Genomic DNA, 14,052 nt, shown 5'->3' with positions numbered 1-14,052 from the left:
CTCAGTGCCCCTTCTTGGTCGAACGGGCCTCGAACCGGCGGGCCAGCAGGGACAGCGGCACGGTGATCACGAGGTAGAACAGGCCGGCCACGAGGATCGGCGTCATGCCGGCGTCGAGGGCGGAGATGCCGTCGCGGCCGAACTTGGTGAGCTCGTACTCGTGCGCGGCCAGGCCGAGCACGTAGACCAGCGAGGAATCCTTGGTCAGGAGGATGACCTCATTGGTGAGCGGCGGCAGCACGATGCGGAACGCCTGGGGGATCACGATGGTGACCATGGCCCGCCACGTCGGCATGCCGAGGGACCGGGCCGCCTCCATCTGGCCGCGGGGCACGGCCTGCAGGCCGGCACGCAGGGTCTCGGCGATGTAGGCGGCCGAGACCATGCCCAGGGCCGCCATCACGACGACGGGGATCGGCCAGGACACCCCGAACGCGAAGGGCACCCCGTAGCCGAAGGCGAGGAACACCAGCAGCGCGGGGACGCCGCGGAAGAACTCCACGTAGGCGGTGGCCAGCCACCGGTACGGGCCGAACGAGCTCAAACGCATGAGCGCGAGCACGATGCCGCCCAGCAGGCCGACGACGAACGAGGTGACCGTGTAGAACAGCGTGTTGCCCAGCCCCACGAGGATCACGTTGGGGAACATCGGGGCCACGGCGGGGAAGTTCAGGACGTTCTCGGCGAGCGCGCCCCAGTCGATGAGGACGGCCAGGACGACGAGGGCGAGGACGAAGACGGCCGCCTGGATGATCAGGGACAGCCGACGACGGCGGCGCGCGCGGCCGGGCTTCAGGGCCGGTGCCGGCGAGACGGGGGCCTGCGTGCTCATCGGTAGTCCTCCTGTGCCTGACCGAACCAGCGCTCCTGGAGCTCGGCCACGGTGCCGTCGTTGCGCAGCTCCTGCAGCGCGCGGTTCACGGCGGAGCCGAGCTGCGCCTTCTGCGGGCCGACCGCCATGCCGAGCTGCTCGCCCGTGGGCAGCGACTCGACCACCTCGAAGCGATCGTCGTCCTTGAGGGAGTAGAGCAGCACGGACTGGTTGCCCAGGGCGGCGTCCACGGTGCCGGCCTGGAGGGCCTGGATCTGCATGCCGCCGTCCTCGAACTGCACGGGGCTCAGGCCGTTCTGCTGGGCGTACTCGTCGCCGGTGGTCGCGGCCTGCACGCCGATCCGACGGCCCTTCGCGGAGTCGACGTCGGTGATGCCGGAGCCCTTCTTCGCGACCAGGACGAGGTCGTCGTCGAGGTAGGGGAGGGTGAAGGCCATGACGCGCTGGCGGGCCTCGGTGATGGAGATCGACGAGGCGTTCACGTCGCAGCCGGTGAGCGAGGCACCCGACTCGATGGCCTCGAAGGAGGAGTCGATCACGTTCACCCCGAGACCCAGCTCCTCCGCCACCGCCTCGACCAGCTGGATGTCGTAGCCGGTCAGCTCACCGTTCTCCTCGAACTCGAAGGGCGGGTAGGGGATGTCGGAGCAGACCGTCAGGACGCCGGGCTGGACGAGGCCGTACGAGGTGCTCAGGTCGTCGTCGGACACGATGCCGGCGGATCCGGCGTCGCCGCCGAGGACGGCGCAGCCGGTGAGCAGCGCCGCCGACGCGGTGAGCCCCACGGCGCCGAGGAGGCGGGAGTGGATGCGGGTCATGGAGTGCCTTCTGGGCCGCCGTCGGGAGGACGGGCGTGCGGGTCGGAGGGAGCCGGCAGAGTGACGTGTTCCGCCGTGATTGGTGGTCATCGTAGTGCGTCGGGGGCCGTCGCGGGCGCCGGGAGACGACTCGTCCCCGCGGAGCGAGCCGATCGACCGGTGGCCCTGCCGCGGCCCGCCTCGGCAGACGAAGACTGGCCTTGCGCTGTGGAGATTGTCAGGCTGGTCACATCGTCGTCACCCGGTCTGAGAGGTCTCTCATGCTCCGCACCGCCGCCCCCGCTCGCCCCGCTGCCCCCCTGTCCCTGCTCGCCGTGGGCGCCCTCGCGCTCGTCGGCTGCGGTGGGGGAGGCGGCGAGGCCTCGTCCTCCTCGGCCGACGCGTCCGAGTCCGCCCCGACGGGGGCCGGCTCGGGCCTCACGGCCGAGCAGGAGGAGCGCGTGGAGGCGCTCGAGGACGTCCTGCTCACCCCCGAGACCGCGCCCGACGGCGTGTTCACGGACATGGAGACCCAGGCCGGCGGCGGCGGGGAGCCGATCAGCACCAGCCTGAGCCTGACGGGCGTCACCCCCACGGGCGCCTGCGCGGACCTCATCGAGCAGATCAACACGCAGCAGGCGCCCGGGCTCGGCGGTGCGCTGGCCCAGTACGAGGTGGACCCGGCCGCCGTCACCGGCCTGGCCGGTTCCCAGGCCGGGGCGTTCGGCATGGTCGCGGTCACCGACGACGGCACCGATCTGCTGGCGCCCTTCGGCGAGCTGGCCGACACGTGCGGCACGTTCGGCGACCCGGACGGCGTCGAGGCGGCCTTCACGAAGGTGCCCGGCGTGCCGGACGCGGTCCACATCGCTCTGGGGAACTCGGGCATGGACACGGCCGTGTTCACCATGACCGTCGGCGGCGTCACGGACGGGGACGAGCTCGTGTACCTCGGCATGGTGGGCCTCGACGAGGAGATCGCGGCCGAGACGCTGCGTGCCCAGGTCGAGGCGTTCGAGAAGCGGGAGCGCTGACCTGTCAGTCGTCGGGCCGGGGCGTCGGCTCGAGGCGGGCGCCGTCGTCGGACACCGGGTCCGCGTGGAACGGGCTGCCCGAGCTGACGTCCTCCGGGTCCCGCCGTCCCGACTCGACCGCGAGGAGGCGCCCCTCCTCGGAGAGCAGGGGTGTGGCCTCGATCGTGAGGTCCTCGCCGGCGCGCACGGCGTCGGCTACGAGCCGGGCCAGGCGGCGGTTGCGGGCCTCGTACCGTTCGGAGTCCTCGAGCACCGCGGTGTGCCGCGTCGCCAGCTGGATCTCGACGGAGGCGTCGATGCCGACGGCCAGCTGGCGGGCACGCAGCACCTCCGCGTCGAAGGCGGCCCCGGCCAACAGCACGATGCACGCCACCCACGCGAGGGCGAGCACGCCGATCGCGGAGTTGATCCGCCCGACCACGGCGAACTGGCCGAACCGGTCCGTGATCCAGCCCAGGGCCATGGTGGCGCCGAAGAGCAGGACCACCACGGCCACGGCGCCGAGCGAGAGCGGGCGGTAGCGGGGCTGCCGGACGTTGGGACCCAGGCGGTAGGCGAGGGTCACGATCAGGGCGATCACCACGAGGATGACCGGCCACTTCACCACGTTCCACGTCTGGACCGTCTCCTCCGGCAGGCCGACGGCCTGGCCGAGGCGCTGGGAGAGGTCCCCGCCGACGACCACCAGGATCGTGATCAGCACGGCGCCGAGCATGAGGGCGAGCGTCTCGATGAAGACCACGAGGCGGAAGTGGAGGAAGGGCCGGCCCTCGCGGGTGTCGTGGATGCGGTGCATGGCCCGGTGGAACGCGGCGACGGCGCCCGAGGCGGACACCACGGTGCCGACGGCCCCCAGGACGACGGCGCCGGTGCCGGGCCCGGCCGAGCCGAGGGTCAGGATCCACTCGCGGACGACGTCGGGCGTCAGCGACGGCCAGATCTCGGCGGCCAGGTGCGCCGCGGCGTCCACGGTCTCCTCCTCGACGCCCAGCAGCGAGACCACGGAGAGCAGGGCGACCACGGTGGGCAGCAGGGACAGCGCCCCGAAGAAGGTCATGGCGGCGGCCACGTCCCAGACCTGCAGCTCGAGGAGCCGGTGCAGGGTGCGGCGCAGGACGTACAGCAGGGACACCCGCGGTCGGGTGTACGTGCGGAGGCGCCGGGGCGCCGCTCGGGAGCCGGCCATGGCACCAACGTACCGGCGCGAGGGGGAATAGCCCTGGTGCGTGGAGGGTTGAGCTATATAGACTCAACTTCGTCTGCGGCGGGAACGGCCCGCGGTCGACGGTTGTCCGACACCCCGGGACACGGGAGAGAAGGAGCCAGTAGCCCATGGATGCCAAGTTCACCACCAAGAGCCAGGAGGCGCTCTCGGCCGCGGCCATGAACGCCTCCACCGCCGGCAACCCCCAGGTCGAGCCGGCCCACCTGCTGAAGGCCCTGATGGACCAGCGGGAGTCCGTCGCCGTGGCCGTCCTCAAGGCCGCCGGGGCCGACCCCGACGCCGTCTCCACGGCGGCCTCCTCGGCCATCCGACGCCTGCCCTCCACCCAGGGCAGCACGGTGGCCCAGCCCCAGTTCTCGCGCGCCGCCCTGCAGGTCGTGCAGAACGCGCGCACCCAGGCCGAGCAGCGCTCGGACGAGTTCGTCTCCACCGAGCACCTGCTGCTCGGCGTGGCAGCGGACTCCGGCGAGGCCGGTGAGGCACTGCGCTCGAACGGGGCGAGCCTCGAGGCGCTCGCCGCCGCCCTGACCCAGGTGCGCGGCGACTCCCGCGTCACCACTCAGGACCCGGAGAACACCTTCCAGTCCCTGGAGAAGTACGGCACGGACCTCACCGAGCTCGCCCGCTCCGGCAAGCTCGACCCGGTGATCGGCCGCGACGCCGAGATCCGCCGCGTGGTCCAGGTGCTCTCGCGCCGCACCAAGAACAACCCCGTGCTCATCGGCGAGCCCGGCGTCGGCAAGACCGCCGTCGTCGAGGGCCTGGCCCAGCGGATGGTGGCCGGGGACGTCCCCGAGTCCCTGCGCGGCAAGACGCTGATCAGCCTGGACCTGGGCGCCATGGTCGCCGGCGCCAAGTACCGCGGCGAGTTCGAGGAGCGCCTGAAGGCCGTCCTCGAGGAGATCAAGGCCGCCGAGGGTCAGGTCGTCACGTTCATCGACGAGATCCACACCGTCGTGGGCGCGGGCGCGTCCGAGGGCGCCATGGACGCGGGCAACATGCTCAAGCCCATGCTGGCCCGCGGCGAGCTGCGCCTGATCGGCGCGACCACCCTGGACGAGTACCGCGAGAACATCGAGAAGGACCCCGCCCTGGAGCGCCGCTTCCAGCAGGTCTACGTGGGCGAGCCCAGCGTGGACGACACGATCGCCATCCTGCGCGGGCTCAAGGAGCGCTACGAGGCCCACCACAAGGTGGCCATCGCCGACTCCGCGCTCGTGGCCGCGGCCGCGCTGTCCGACCGGTACATCACCGGCCGCCAGCTGCCCGACAAGGCCATCGACCTCGTGGACGAGGCCGCCTCGCGCCTGCGCATGGAGATCGACTCCGCCCCCGAGGAGATCGACGTCCTGCGCCGCCAGGTGGACCGCCTGACCATGGAGGAGCTCGCCCTCGAGGGCGAGACGGACCCGGCATCCGTCGAGCGGCTCGAGGCCCTGCGTGCCGAGAAGGCGGACCGCGAGGAGGAGCTCACCGCCCTCACCGCCCGCTGGGACGCGGAGAAGGCCACCCTGAACGAGGCCGGTGACCTGCGCGCCAAGGTGGACGAGCTGCGCTCGCTGGCCGAGAAGGCCCAGCGCGACGGCGACCTCGCCGAGGCCTCCCGCCTGCTGTACGGCGAGATCCCCGCGCTGGAGAAGCAGCTCGAGGAGGCGGACCGCGCCGCCCGCGAGGCCGACCGCTCGGCCACCGAGCCGATGGTCTCCGAGGAGGTCACGGCGGACGACATCGCCGAAGTGGTCTCCGCGTGGACCGGCATCCCCGCGGGTCGCATGCTCACCGCCGAGTCCGAGAAGCTGCTCACCATGGAGGAGCACCTCGGCGAGCGGCTGATCGGGCAGCGGGACGCCGTCGTCGCCGTCGCGGACGCGGTGCGCCGCTCGCGGGCCGGCATCGCGGACCCGAATCGGCCCACCGGCTCGTTCCTGTTCCTGGGCCCCACGGGCGTGGGCAAGACCGAGCTCGCCAAGGCGCTCGCGGAGTTCCTCTTCGACGACGAGCGCGCCATGGTGCGGATCGACATGTCCGAGTACGCGGAGAAGCACTCCGTCTCCCGCCTGGTCGGCGCCCCTCCGGGCTACGTCGGCTACGACGAGGGCGGCCAGCTCACGGAGGCCGTGCGGCGCCGGCCGTACTCGGTGGTGCTGCTGGACGAGGTGGAGAAGGCCCATCCCGAGGTCTTCGACATCCTGCTCCAGGTGCTCGACGACGGCCGCCTCACCGACGGCCAGGGCCGCACCGTGGACTTCCGCAACGTGATCCTGATCCTCACCTCGAACCTGGGCTCGCAGTTCCTCGTGGACCCGACCCTGGATGAGGCCGCCAAGCGCGAGTCCGTGATGTCCGTGGTGCGCGGGGCGTTCAAGCCCGAGTTCCTCAACCGCCTGGACGAGATCGTGCTGTTCGACGCGCTCACCGTGGCCGAGCTGACGCGGATCGTGGACCTGCAGGTCGCCTCCCTGCAGGCGCGCCTGACGGACCGCCGCCTCACCCTCGAGGTGTCCGACGCCGCCAAGGCGTGGCTCGCCGAGACCGGGTTCGACCCGGCCTACGGCGCCCGCCCGCTGCGCCGCCTGGTGCAGCGCGAGATCGGCGACCGCCTGGCCCGCGGCATCCTCGCCGGGGAGATCGCGGACGGGGACACCGTGGTCGTGGACCGTGTCGAGGGCGAGAACGGCCTCACCGTGACCCGGAAGGGCTGACGCCGGGACCGACGGACCGTGTTCCTCCTCCCTCTGGCGCGTCGGGGGCGGTTTCGGGTGGCATCCGGCCTGGATACCACCCGAAACCGCCCCCGACGGCATCTGCGAGACGGGCGGACGCCTCGGGTCAGCGGGTGCCGAGGGCGTCGGCGTCCTGCTGGAGGGTGCCGATCAGGTTCGCCACCGCGCGGGCCGTGTGGGTCAGCGTGGTGATGGAGACGTTGTCGATGTCGTCCTGGGGCGTGTGGTAGTTGTCGTCGCGGATCGAGAGCAGGCCCGTCGAGGCGATGCCCGCGTCCACGAACGGCGCGTAGTCCGAGCGGCCGTTGCTGCCCTCGGGCTGGTGCGTGTGGCCGTCGCGGTCGAGCTGCGCGCCGAGCAGGGACTCAGCACCGATCGACCAGTCGGCCGTGAGCACGCCGAGCGTGTTCTGGTGGTCCAGCGGGGCCACCATGTCCAGGTTGGTGTAGAGGATGATGTCCTCGCGCTCCGCGGCGGTCAGGGTGTCCACGTAGTGGTGCGAGCCCAGCAGGCCGATCTCCTCGGCACCCCACAGGGCGAAGCGGACCTTGCTCTCGGCCTTGTTGGCCTTGGCGGCCTGGCGCGCGACCTCGAGGGTCGCCGCGACGCCCGAGGCGTTGTCGTGGATGCCCGGGCCCTCCGGCACGCCGTCCAGGTGGGCGCCGAGCATCACGACGTCGTCGTCGCTGCCCGTGCGCGTCTCCGCCAGCACGTTCCAGGTGGGCCGCTGCTCCACGAGCTGCTCGAGGTCCAGGGTGACGGTGGCGCCGCCGGCGCGGGTCTGGGCCAGCAGATCGGCGCCCAGCTCGCGGGTCACGCCCACGGTCCCGACGACGTCGCCCGGCGCGGCGCCCAGGGTGCCGTTCAGCGCGCCCTCGGCGTTGTTGTAGATGATGACGGCCTCGGCACCGGAGGCGGCCGCGACCTGGGACTTCTGGGCGAAGGTGCAGTCGCCCCGGGAGACCAGGGCGACGCTGCCGGTCAGGTCCGCGTCGGCCCAGTCCGCGTCGGCGCAGCCGGTGGCGGCGCCGGCGGGGGCGGCGAGCGGGGCGTCGGTGACCTGCGCTGACGGCGAGGACGTGAAGACGGTGTGCTCGAGGTCGCGCTGGACGGGTCCGGTTTGCTGAAGCCGGTCCCGCAGGGTCTCGGTGTAGGTGATCTCGAACTCCTGGAGCTCGACGTCGTAGCCGGCCTCCTCGAGCTCGCCCACGGCGTAGTCGAGCGAGGCCTGGAAGCCCGGCGTGCCCGCGGCGCGGTTGCCGTGCTCGTCCGCGATGGCCGCGAACGCCTCGATGTCCTGGCGGAGGTGGTCCGAGGAGATGGATCGGACCAGCTTCTCCGGTGAGTTCGGGTTGCCGCCGGCACGGTTCTGGCCGGGGCCCAGGCCCCGGTCGGCGGTCTGCGCGGTGGCTGCGGTGGCCTTCGCCGGGGCGGCCGGGGAGGACGGGGCGGCGATCGAGACGGGGGCGGCGGCGAGCGTGGCGGCCAGGGTGGCGGCGGCCAGCAGGGTGGGGGTGCGGCGCATGGGCATCCTCATCGTCGGGGCGGATGTGACGTACGCAACCTAGCCGCTCGTCCAGCGTCCGTACAGGGTGCGTGTCACGCCCGTCCAGCCGGATGCCGCGCGTGTCGCGGCCGCCCGCGCCGCACCCGGCGCCACTGCACGCCCCGCCGGACCGGGCCGGCCGTCGTCGTCCACAGGCCGTCCAGCGGGTCATGTATCCTTGTCCGCACGAACCGTATTGACCAGTGAAGACCTCGGCGGGCCCCTGTGCGCCACAGATCCGAGGCGGCGAGAGATGCGAAGGGGGTCACGCTCATGGGGCGCGGCCGTCAGAAGGCGAAGGCCACGAAGCAGGCACGGGAGATGAAGTACTTCTCTCCCGGAACAGACCTCTCGGCACTGGAGCGAGAGCTCACGGGCGGACGCACGCGCGGCCCGGAGCAGGACCAGGAGCCCGAGTACGAGGATCCGTACGCGGACCTCTACGCGGAGGACGAGGACGACGACGCGCGGGCGCGATGACGCCCGCACGGCATCCGGCCCTGGACGGGCATCAGGCCGCCCTGCGGTCGATCGCCAGGGTGGTGGATGAGACAGCACCGCTGCAGGACCCCGAGACGGCGTCTCGGGGTCTGCTGCGTCTGATGGAGGAGTCCCGCCCGCTCGTGATCACCGGGGCCGGCGTGTCCACGGACTCCGGCATCCCGGACTACCGGGGGCCGAACGGGTCCCTGCACCGCCACCGGCCGATGACGTACCAGGAGTTCCGGGACGACCCGGCCGCCCGCCACCGCTACTGGGCGCGCTCGTTCGTGGGCTGGCGTCGCATGGACCAGGCCCGGCCGAACGAGGCGCACCGCATCCTCGCGCGCTGGGCGGACGAGGGGCGCATCGCCGGCGTCCTGACCCAGAACGTGGACGGGCTGCACGCCGAGGCTGGACGCGCGGCGGGCATGGCGGAGGACCGGCTGATCGAGCTCCACGGGGACCTGGCGCGCGTGGCCTGCCTGAACTGCGGGGCCACCGAATCCCGCCGTGACCTGGACCTGCGGCTCGAGGCCGCCAATCCGGGTTACCTCGAGCGCGTGGCGATCGACCCGGACGCCGTGAACCCCGACGGGGACGTCTCCCTCGACCAGCACTGGGTGGAGGAGTTCACGATGGTCGGCTGCCGGGTGTGCGGGTCCGTGAAGCTCAAGCCGGACGTCGTGTACTTCGGCGAGTCCGTGCCCGCGGCGCGACGCGCGGCCGCGGAGGCGATGGCCGACGACGGCGGCACGGTGCTCGCCGTCGGCACCTCGCTGGCCGTGATGAGCGGCTACCGGTTCGTGCTGCGGGCCGAGCGGGCCGGGCATGCGACGGGGCTGATCAACCTCGGCCCCACCCGCGCCGACCCCAAGGCCCGCTGGCGCTGGCGCGCCCCGGTCGCCGACGCGCTGGCCTGGCTCGACGCCCGCCTCTGACCCCCGCCGGCGTTTTCGTTCGGGAAACGGCGGGCGCCGGGGTGCTTTCGTTCGGGAAATGGCGGGCGCCGGGGGTGTGGACACCGGGTGGCCCGGGGCCACGCACGACTCCTGCACAGGTGGCGCCGCCGACGTCGTCGTCCACGGTGGGTGCTCCTGAGCGGGCGGGGTCGGCCGGGTTGAGCCATCGTCACGGGCATGGCCACGTCATCTCAGCCTTTGTCGGACATCGTCGAGACCGGCCGGCCGTTCACCCGTGGCGACCTGCGCGCGGCCGGGGTCTCGGAGCGACTGGTCCGCGGCGGTGATGTGCGGCGCGTGACGCATGGGGTCCATCGGCTCCGGTCTGACCACCTCGGCTCGTGGGCGGAGCTCGGCTACGCCGAGGCCCCCGCTCCCTTCGCGCCGGAGGAGACGGCCGCGATCGTGGAGGCGAGCGGGGGAGTGGCCTCCCACCTCACGGCGCTGCTCCTGCACCGCGTGCCGCTGCCGCCGTTCCTGGCGGAGGACGGCACGGTGCACGTGTCACGGCCGCACCCGCGCGGGGCGAGCGTCCGACCGGAGATCACCTCGCATGCCCGCCTCGTCCCGGCCGCGGACGTCACCGTCCTTCACGGGATCCGCCTGACGAGCCTGGAGCGATCCTGGGCGGATCTGGCCGCACTGCTCCGTCCAGGCATGCTCGAGCCCGTCGTGGCGGCCGGGGACGCCCTCGTCCACCGGCCCTGGTCGCCGGAGGGGCGCCGCTCACCACGGACCACGACGGCGGCCCTGCGGTCCGCGCTCCTGCGTGCCGGGCGGTTCAAGGGAGTGCGCACCGCCCGTGCCGCCCTCGAGCTGGTGCGGGTGGGCGCGGACTCCCCGCAGGAGACAGCCCTGCGACTGGCCCTGCTCCACGCCGGCCTGCCCGAGCCGGAGCTCCAGCTGGTGCTGCACCCGGGCCGGGCCCGGTCGCCGGACGCGGATCTGGGGTGGCGGCAGTGGCGCTTGCTGGTCCACTACGACGGCGGCCACCACCTCGACCCGGCGCAGCTCGCCGTGGACGCGTGGAGGGACGAGGGGTGGGCGCGCGCGGGCTGGACGCAGGTCTGGGCCACGGTGGACGACGCGCGGGACGACTTCCGGCGCGTCGTCGCCGAGGTGCAGGCGCACCGGGCCCGGCTCGGCGGGCGGATCTTCGCGTCGTGAACCGCCGTTTCCCAAACGAAAACGCTCCGGAGGCCGCCGTTTCCCGAACGAAAACGCCCCGTGGGGGTCAGGCGGCGTACTGGCCGCGCATCAGCACGGCGCCGCCGTCGACGCCCTTGGCGCCCTGCACGAAGTCCAGGCCTGCGGCCGCCGCGTCGTCGGTGAGGGCGCCGATGGTGCCCATCTCCCACGCGTCGATGCCGGCGTCCACGAGCACGGAGGTCGACTTCGCGGCCACCTCCGGGTCCACCACGGCCACCATGCCCACGCCGAGGTTGAGGGTGCGCTCGAGGTCGGACTGCGGAACGCGGCCGAGCTCGCCCACCAGGCGGAACACGGGCGGCAGGGACCAGGTGTCGCGCTCGACGGTCGCCATGAGGCCCTGCGGGAGCACGCGCGCCAGGTTCGCGGCCAGGCCGCCGCCGGTCACGTGGCTGAACGCGCGCACCGGCAGGTCCGAGCCGCCCTCGTGGCCGTTGAGGCGCTGCACCAGGTCGAGGCAGGCGCGGGAGTAGATGCGGGTCGGCACGAGCAGCTCCTCGCCGAGGGTGCAGCCGAGCTCGGTGACCTCGCGGTCCAGGGACCAGCCCGCGGCGTTCACCACGCGGCGCACGAGCGAGTAGCCGTTCGAGTGGATGCCGGAGGAGGCCATGCCGATCACGACGTCGCCGGACTGCACCCGCTCCGCGCCCAGGACCATGTCCGCCTCGACCACGCCGGTGGCCGCGCCCGCCACGTCGTACTCGTCTGCGGCCAGCAGGCCCGGGTGCTCGGCGGTCTCGCCGCCCACGAGCGCGGTGTCGGCCAGGCGGCAGCCCTCGGCCACGCCGCGCACGATGTCCGCGATGCGCTCGGGCACGACCTTGCCGCACGCGATGTAGTCGGTCATGAACAGGGGCTGGGCACCGACCACCACGATGTCGTCCACGACCATGCCCACGAGGTCCTGGCCGATGGTGTCGTGCTTGTCCATCGCCTGCGCGATCGCCACCTTGGTGCCGACGCCGTCCGTGGACGTGGTCAGCAGCGGCTTGCGGTACTGCAGCAGCGCGGAGGCGTCCCACATGCCGGCGAAGCCGCCGATGCCGCCCATGACCTCGGGGGTGTGGGTGGCCTTCACGGCGTCCTTCATCAGCTCGACGGCGCGGTCGCCGGCCTCCACGTCGACGCCGGCCGAGGCGTAGGTGATGGGGGTGGCGGAGGAGGGGGTCTGGTTCGGGGTCACAGCGGGATCCTGTCCGTCTCGGTGAGCAGCTTCTCGTCGTCGGCGTCCGGGCCGGGCTCGCAGCCCGTGGCGGTCACGGTGGTGGTCTCGCCGTCCACGTCCAGCACCACGGTGGACGCGGGCGACACGGCGACCGGCTCCAGCAGGCCCTTGCCGCGCTCGCCCTCGTCGGCCAGCGGGATCGGGTAGTCACCGGTGAAGCAGGCGGTGCACAGGCGCTCGCGCGGCTGCCCGGTGGCCTCGATCATGCCCTCCTCGCTGATGTAGGCCAGCGAGTCGGCGCCGATGGATGCGGCGATCTGGTCCACCGCGGCGCCGTTGGCGATGAGCTCGGCGCGGGTGGCGAAGTCGATGCCGTAGAAGCAGGGCCACTTCACGGGAGGGGAGGAGATCTTCACGTGCACTTCGGCAGCGCCGGCCTCCTTGAGCATCCGCACGACGGCGCGCTGGGTGTTGCCCCGCACGATCGAGTCGTCCACCACCACGACGCGCTTGCCGGCCACCACGGTGGACTCGACGTTGAGCTTGAGGCGGATGCCGAGCTGGCGCAGCGTCTGGGACGGCTGGATGAAGGTGCGGCCCACGTACGCGTTCTTCACGAACCCCTGGCGGAACGGCAGGCCCGAGGCGTCCGCGTAGCCCACGGCGGCGGGCGTGCCGGACTCGGGCACGGGGATCACGACGTCGGCCTCGACCGGCTGCTCGAGCGCGAGGCGGCGGCCCATCTCCACGCGGGACTCGTACACGGAGCGCCCGGCGATCGTGGCGTCCGGCCGGGCGAGGTAGACGTACTCGAACACGCAGCCGGCCGGCTTGGACTCGGCGAAGCGGGTGGAGCGGATGCCCTCCTCGTCGATCGCGATCATCTCGCCGGGCTCGACCTCCCGAATGAAGGAGGCGCCGACGGTGGCGAGGGCCGACTGCTCGGAGGCCACCACCCAGCCCCGCTCGAGGCGGCCGAGCACGAGCGGGCGCACACCCTGCGGGTCGCGGGCGGCGTAGAGGGTGTGCTCGTCCATGAACACGAAGCAGTAGGCGCCGCGGATCTTCGGCAGCAGCTCGAGGGCGGTCTCCTCGAGGCGGTCCCCGGGGGCCCCGTGCAGCAGGGCCGTGACCAGAGCGGTGTCCGTGGTGTTGCCCTGCTTCATCTCACCGTGGGTGTGGCGGCCGTCCGCGGCGTGCACCATGCGCAGCAGCTCCGCGGAGTTCACGAGGTTGCCGTTGTGCGCCAGGGCGACCGTGCCGTCGTCGGCGGTGGCGCCCAGGGTGGGCTGGGCGTTGGCCCACTTGTTCACGCCGGTGGTGGAGTAGCGGCAGTGGCCGACGGCGATGTGGCCGCTCAGCGCGGTCAGGGTGGCCTCGTCGAACACCTGGGAGACCAGGCCGATGTCCTTGTAGACGGCGATGCGCCCGCCGTCCGAGACGGCGATGCCCGCGGACTCCTGGCCGCGGTGCTGGAGGGCGTACAGGCCGTAGTAGGCCAGCTTCGCGACCTCCTCTCCCGGCGCCCACACGCCGAACACGCCGCATTCGTCCTGCGGCCCCTGGTCCTGGGGGTCGAGGGCGGCGGTCAGGCGGCCGTCGCCTCGTCGGGTGCGCGGTGCGATCACTGCTCGGGGGTCCTTTCGGTGGGGGTGGCGCGGGCGGGCGGGGCACCCGCGTCCACGCGGTCCAGGCGGACGTCCGCCATGGCCGGGTCGTCGGTGCGCTCGAGGACCACGGTGCGCGCGGTCGACCGGGAGCGGCGGTCCAGCAGCAGCCACACGAGCAGTCCGAGCACGCTCGTGCCGAGCATGCTCAGCAGCGATGCGAAGCCGAACGTCTCCGAGAAGGAGAGCGGGATGCCGGAGTACGGGTCCGCGGGCGGGGTGGGGGAGGCATGGACCGCGGTGGTGATCACGAGGGCGATCAGCAGGCCGAGCGCGAGCGCCACCGCGAGCACCGCGGTCAGCCGCGGGGCGCGACGGACGGTGTAGGCGCGCTGATCGGGGGTCGGCTCGGGGGCGGAGGTCATGCGCGCCAGTCTATCGAGTCGGCCGCTGGGGCCAGTCCCGGGTGCCC

At 72.8% G+C, this 14,052-nt stretch carries 12 protein-coding genes; 5 read left to right on the top strand and 7 right to left on the bottom strand.

The annotated features are described in order from the left end of the window. Position 1: 1 nt before the first annotated feature. Positions 2–832: an amino acid ABC transporter permease gene (locus ACZ1IK_RS01310; protein WP_052006995.1), complete on the bottom strand. Its 831-nt coding sequence runs from the start codon at positions 830–832 to the stop codon at positions 2–4. Beyond that, the gene (locus ACZ1IK_RS01305; RefSeq protein WP_036382225.1) at positions 829–1,650 is read right to left on the bottom strand and encodes an ABC transporter substrate-binding protein; all 822 of its coding nucleotides are present in this window, start codon (positions 1,648–1,650) and stop codon (positions 829–831) included. The genes ACZ1IK_RS01310 and ACZ1IK_RS01305 overlap by 4 nt, the downstream gene beginning before the upstream one ends. Before the next feature lie 260 nt (positions 1,651–1,910). Here ACZ1IK_RS01305 and ACZ1IK_RS01300 point away from each other — a divergent pair, with 260 nt between their 5' ends. Then, positions 1,911–2,663 (top strand): hypothetical protein, encoded by a 753-nt coding sequence (locus ACZ1IK_RS01300; RefSeq protein ID WP_465098232.1) that lies wholly within the window; start codon positions 1,911–1,913, stop codon positions 2,661–2,663. Positions 2,664–2,667: 4 nt separating this feature from the next. Here the strand turns inward: ACZ1IK_RS01300 and ACZ1IK_RS01295 are convergent, their stop codons facing one another. Further along, on the bottom strand, positions 2,668–3,849 hold the full coding sequence (locus ACZ1IK_RS01295; RefSeq protein ID WP_465098231.1) for a YihY/virulence factor BrkB family protein: 1,182 nt from the start codon (positions 3,847–3,849) through the stop codon (positions 2,668–2,670). 146 nt (positions 3,850–3,995) lie between these two features. Between ACZ1IK_RS01295 and clpB the strand changes: the two genes are divergently transcribed. Continuing rightward, positions 3,996–6,590, top strand: coding sequence for an ATP-dependent chaperone ClpB (gene clpB / locus ACZ1IK_RS01290; protein ID WP_041105164.1), 2,595 nt, complete (start codon positions 3,996–3,998; stop codon positions 6,588–6,590). A gap of 127 nt (positions 6,591–6,717) precedes the next feature. On the opposite strand, the gene ACZ1IK_RS01285 is transcribed toward clpB, so the two are convergent. Further along, entirely contained in the window at positions 6,718–8,136 is a 1,419-nt protein-coding gene (locus ACZ1IK_RS01285; RefSeq protein ID WP_356972330.1) for a M20/M25/M40 family metallo-hydrolase, read from the bottom strand. 294 nt (positions 8,137–8,430) lie between these two features. On the opposite strand from ACZ1IK_RS01285, the gene ACZ1IK_RS01280 reads away from it, so the two are divergent. From ACZ1IK_RS01280 to ACZ1IK_RS01270, 3 genes are all read left to right on the top strand, one after another. Then, positions 8,431–8,637 carry a DUF3073 domain-containing protein gene (locus tag ACZ1IK_RS01280; protein ID WP_036314242.1) on the top strand — a complete coding sequence of 69 codons (207 nt, stop codon included), beginning with the start codon at positions 8,431–8,433 and terminating at the stop codon, positions 8,635–8,637. Then, the gene (locus ACZ1IK_RS01275; protein WP_465098230.1) at positions 8,634–9,578 is read left to right on the top strand and encodes a Sir2 family NAD-dependent protein deacetylase; all 945 of its coding nucleotides are present in this window, start codon (positions 8,634–8,636) and stop codon (positions 9,576–9,578) included. Before ACZ1IK_RS01280 ends, ACZ1IK_RS01275 begins: the two co-directional genes overlap by 4 nt. A 198-nt stretch (positions 9,579–9,776) precedes the next feature. Continuing rightward, positions 9,777–10,766 carry a hypothetical protein gene (locus ACZ1IK_RS01270; protein ID WP_465098229.1) on the top strand — a complete coding sequence of 330 codons (990 nt, stop codon included), beginning with the start codon at positions 9,777–9,779 and terminating at the stop codon, positions 10,764–10,766. A gap of 67 nt (positions 10,767–10,833) precedes the next feature. On the opposite strand, the gene purM is transcribed toward ACZ1IK_RS01270, so the two are convergent. Genes purM through ACZ1IK_RS01255 form a run of 3 tightly spaced genes read right to left on the bottom strand, consistent with a single transcriptional unit; the run spans position 10,834 to position 14,005 of the window. Then, the gene (gene purM, locus ACZ1IK_RS01265; RefSeq protein WP_465098228.1) at positions 10,834–11,991 is read right to left on the bottom strand and encodes a phosphoribosylformylglycinamidine cyclo-ligase; all 1,158 of its coding nucleotides are present in this window, start codon (positions 11,989–11,991) and stop codon (positions 10,834–10,836) included. After that, on the bottom strand, positions 11,988–13,601 hold the full coding sequence (gene purF, locus ACZ1IK_RS01260) for an amidophosphoribosyltransferase (protein WP_396830003.1): 1,614 nt from the start codon (positions 13,599–13,601) through the stop codon (positions 11,988–11,990). The genes purM and purF overlap by 4 nt, the downstream gene beginning before the upstream one ends. Beyond that, the gene (locus tag ACZ1IK_RS01255) at positions 13,598–14,005 is read right to left on the bottom strand and encodes a hypothetical protein (RefSeq protein WP_036314251.1); all 408 of its coding nucleotides are present in this window, start codon (positions 14,003–14,005) and stop codon (positions 13,598–13,600) included. Before ACZ1IK_RS01255 ends, purF begins: the two co-directional genes overlap by 4 nt. Positions 14,006–14,052 lie beyond the last annotated feature (47 nt).

This window comes from Micrococcus sp. CS26 (assembly GCF_055522295.1).
This window is presented reverse-complemented; position numbering and strand designations above follow the sequence as displayed.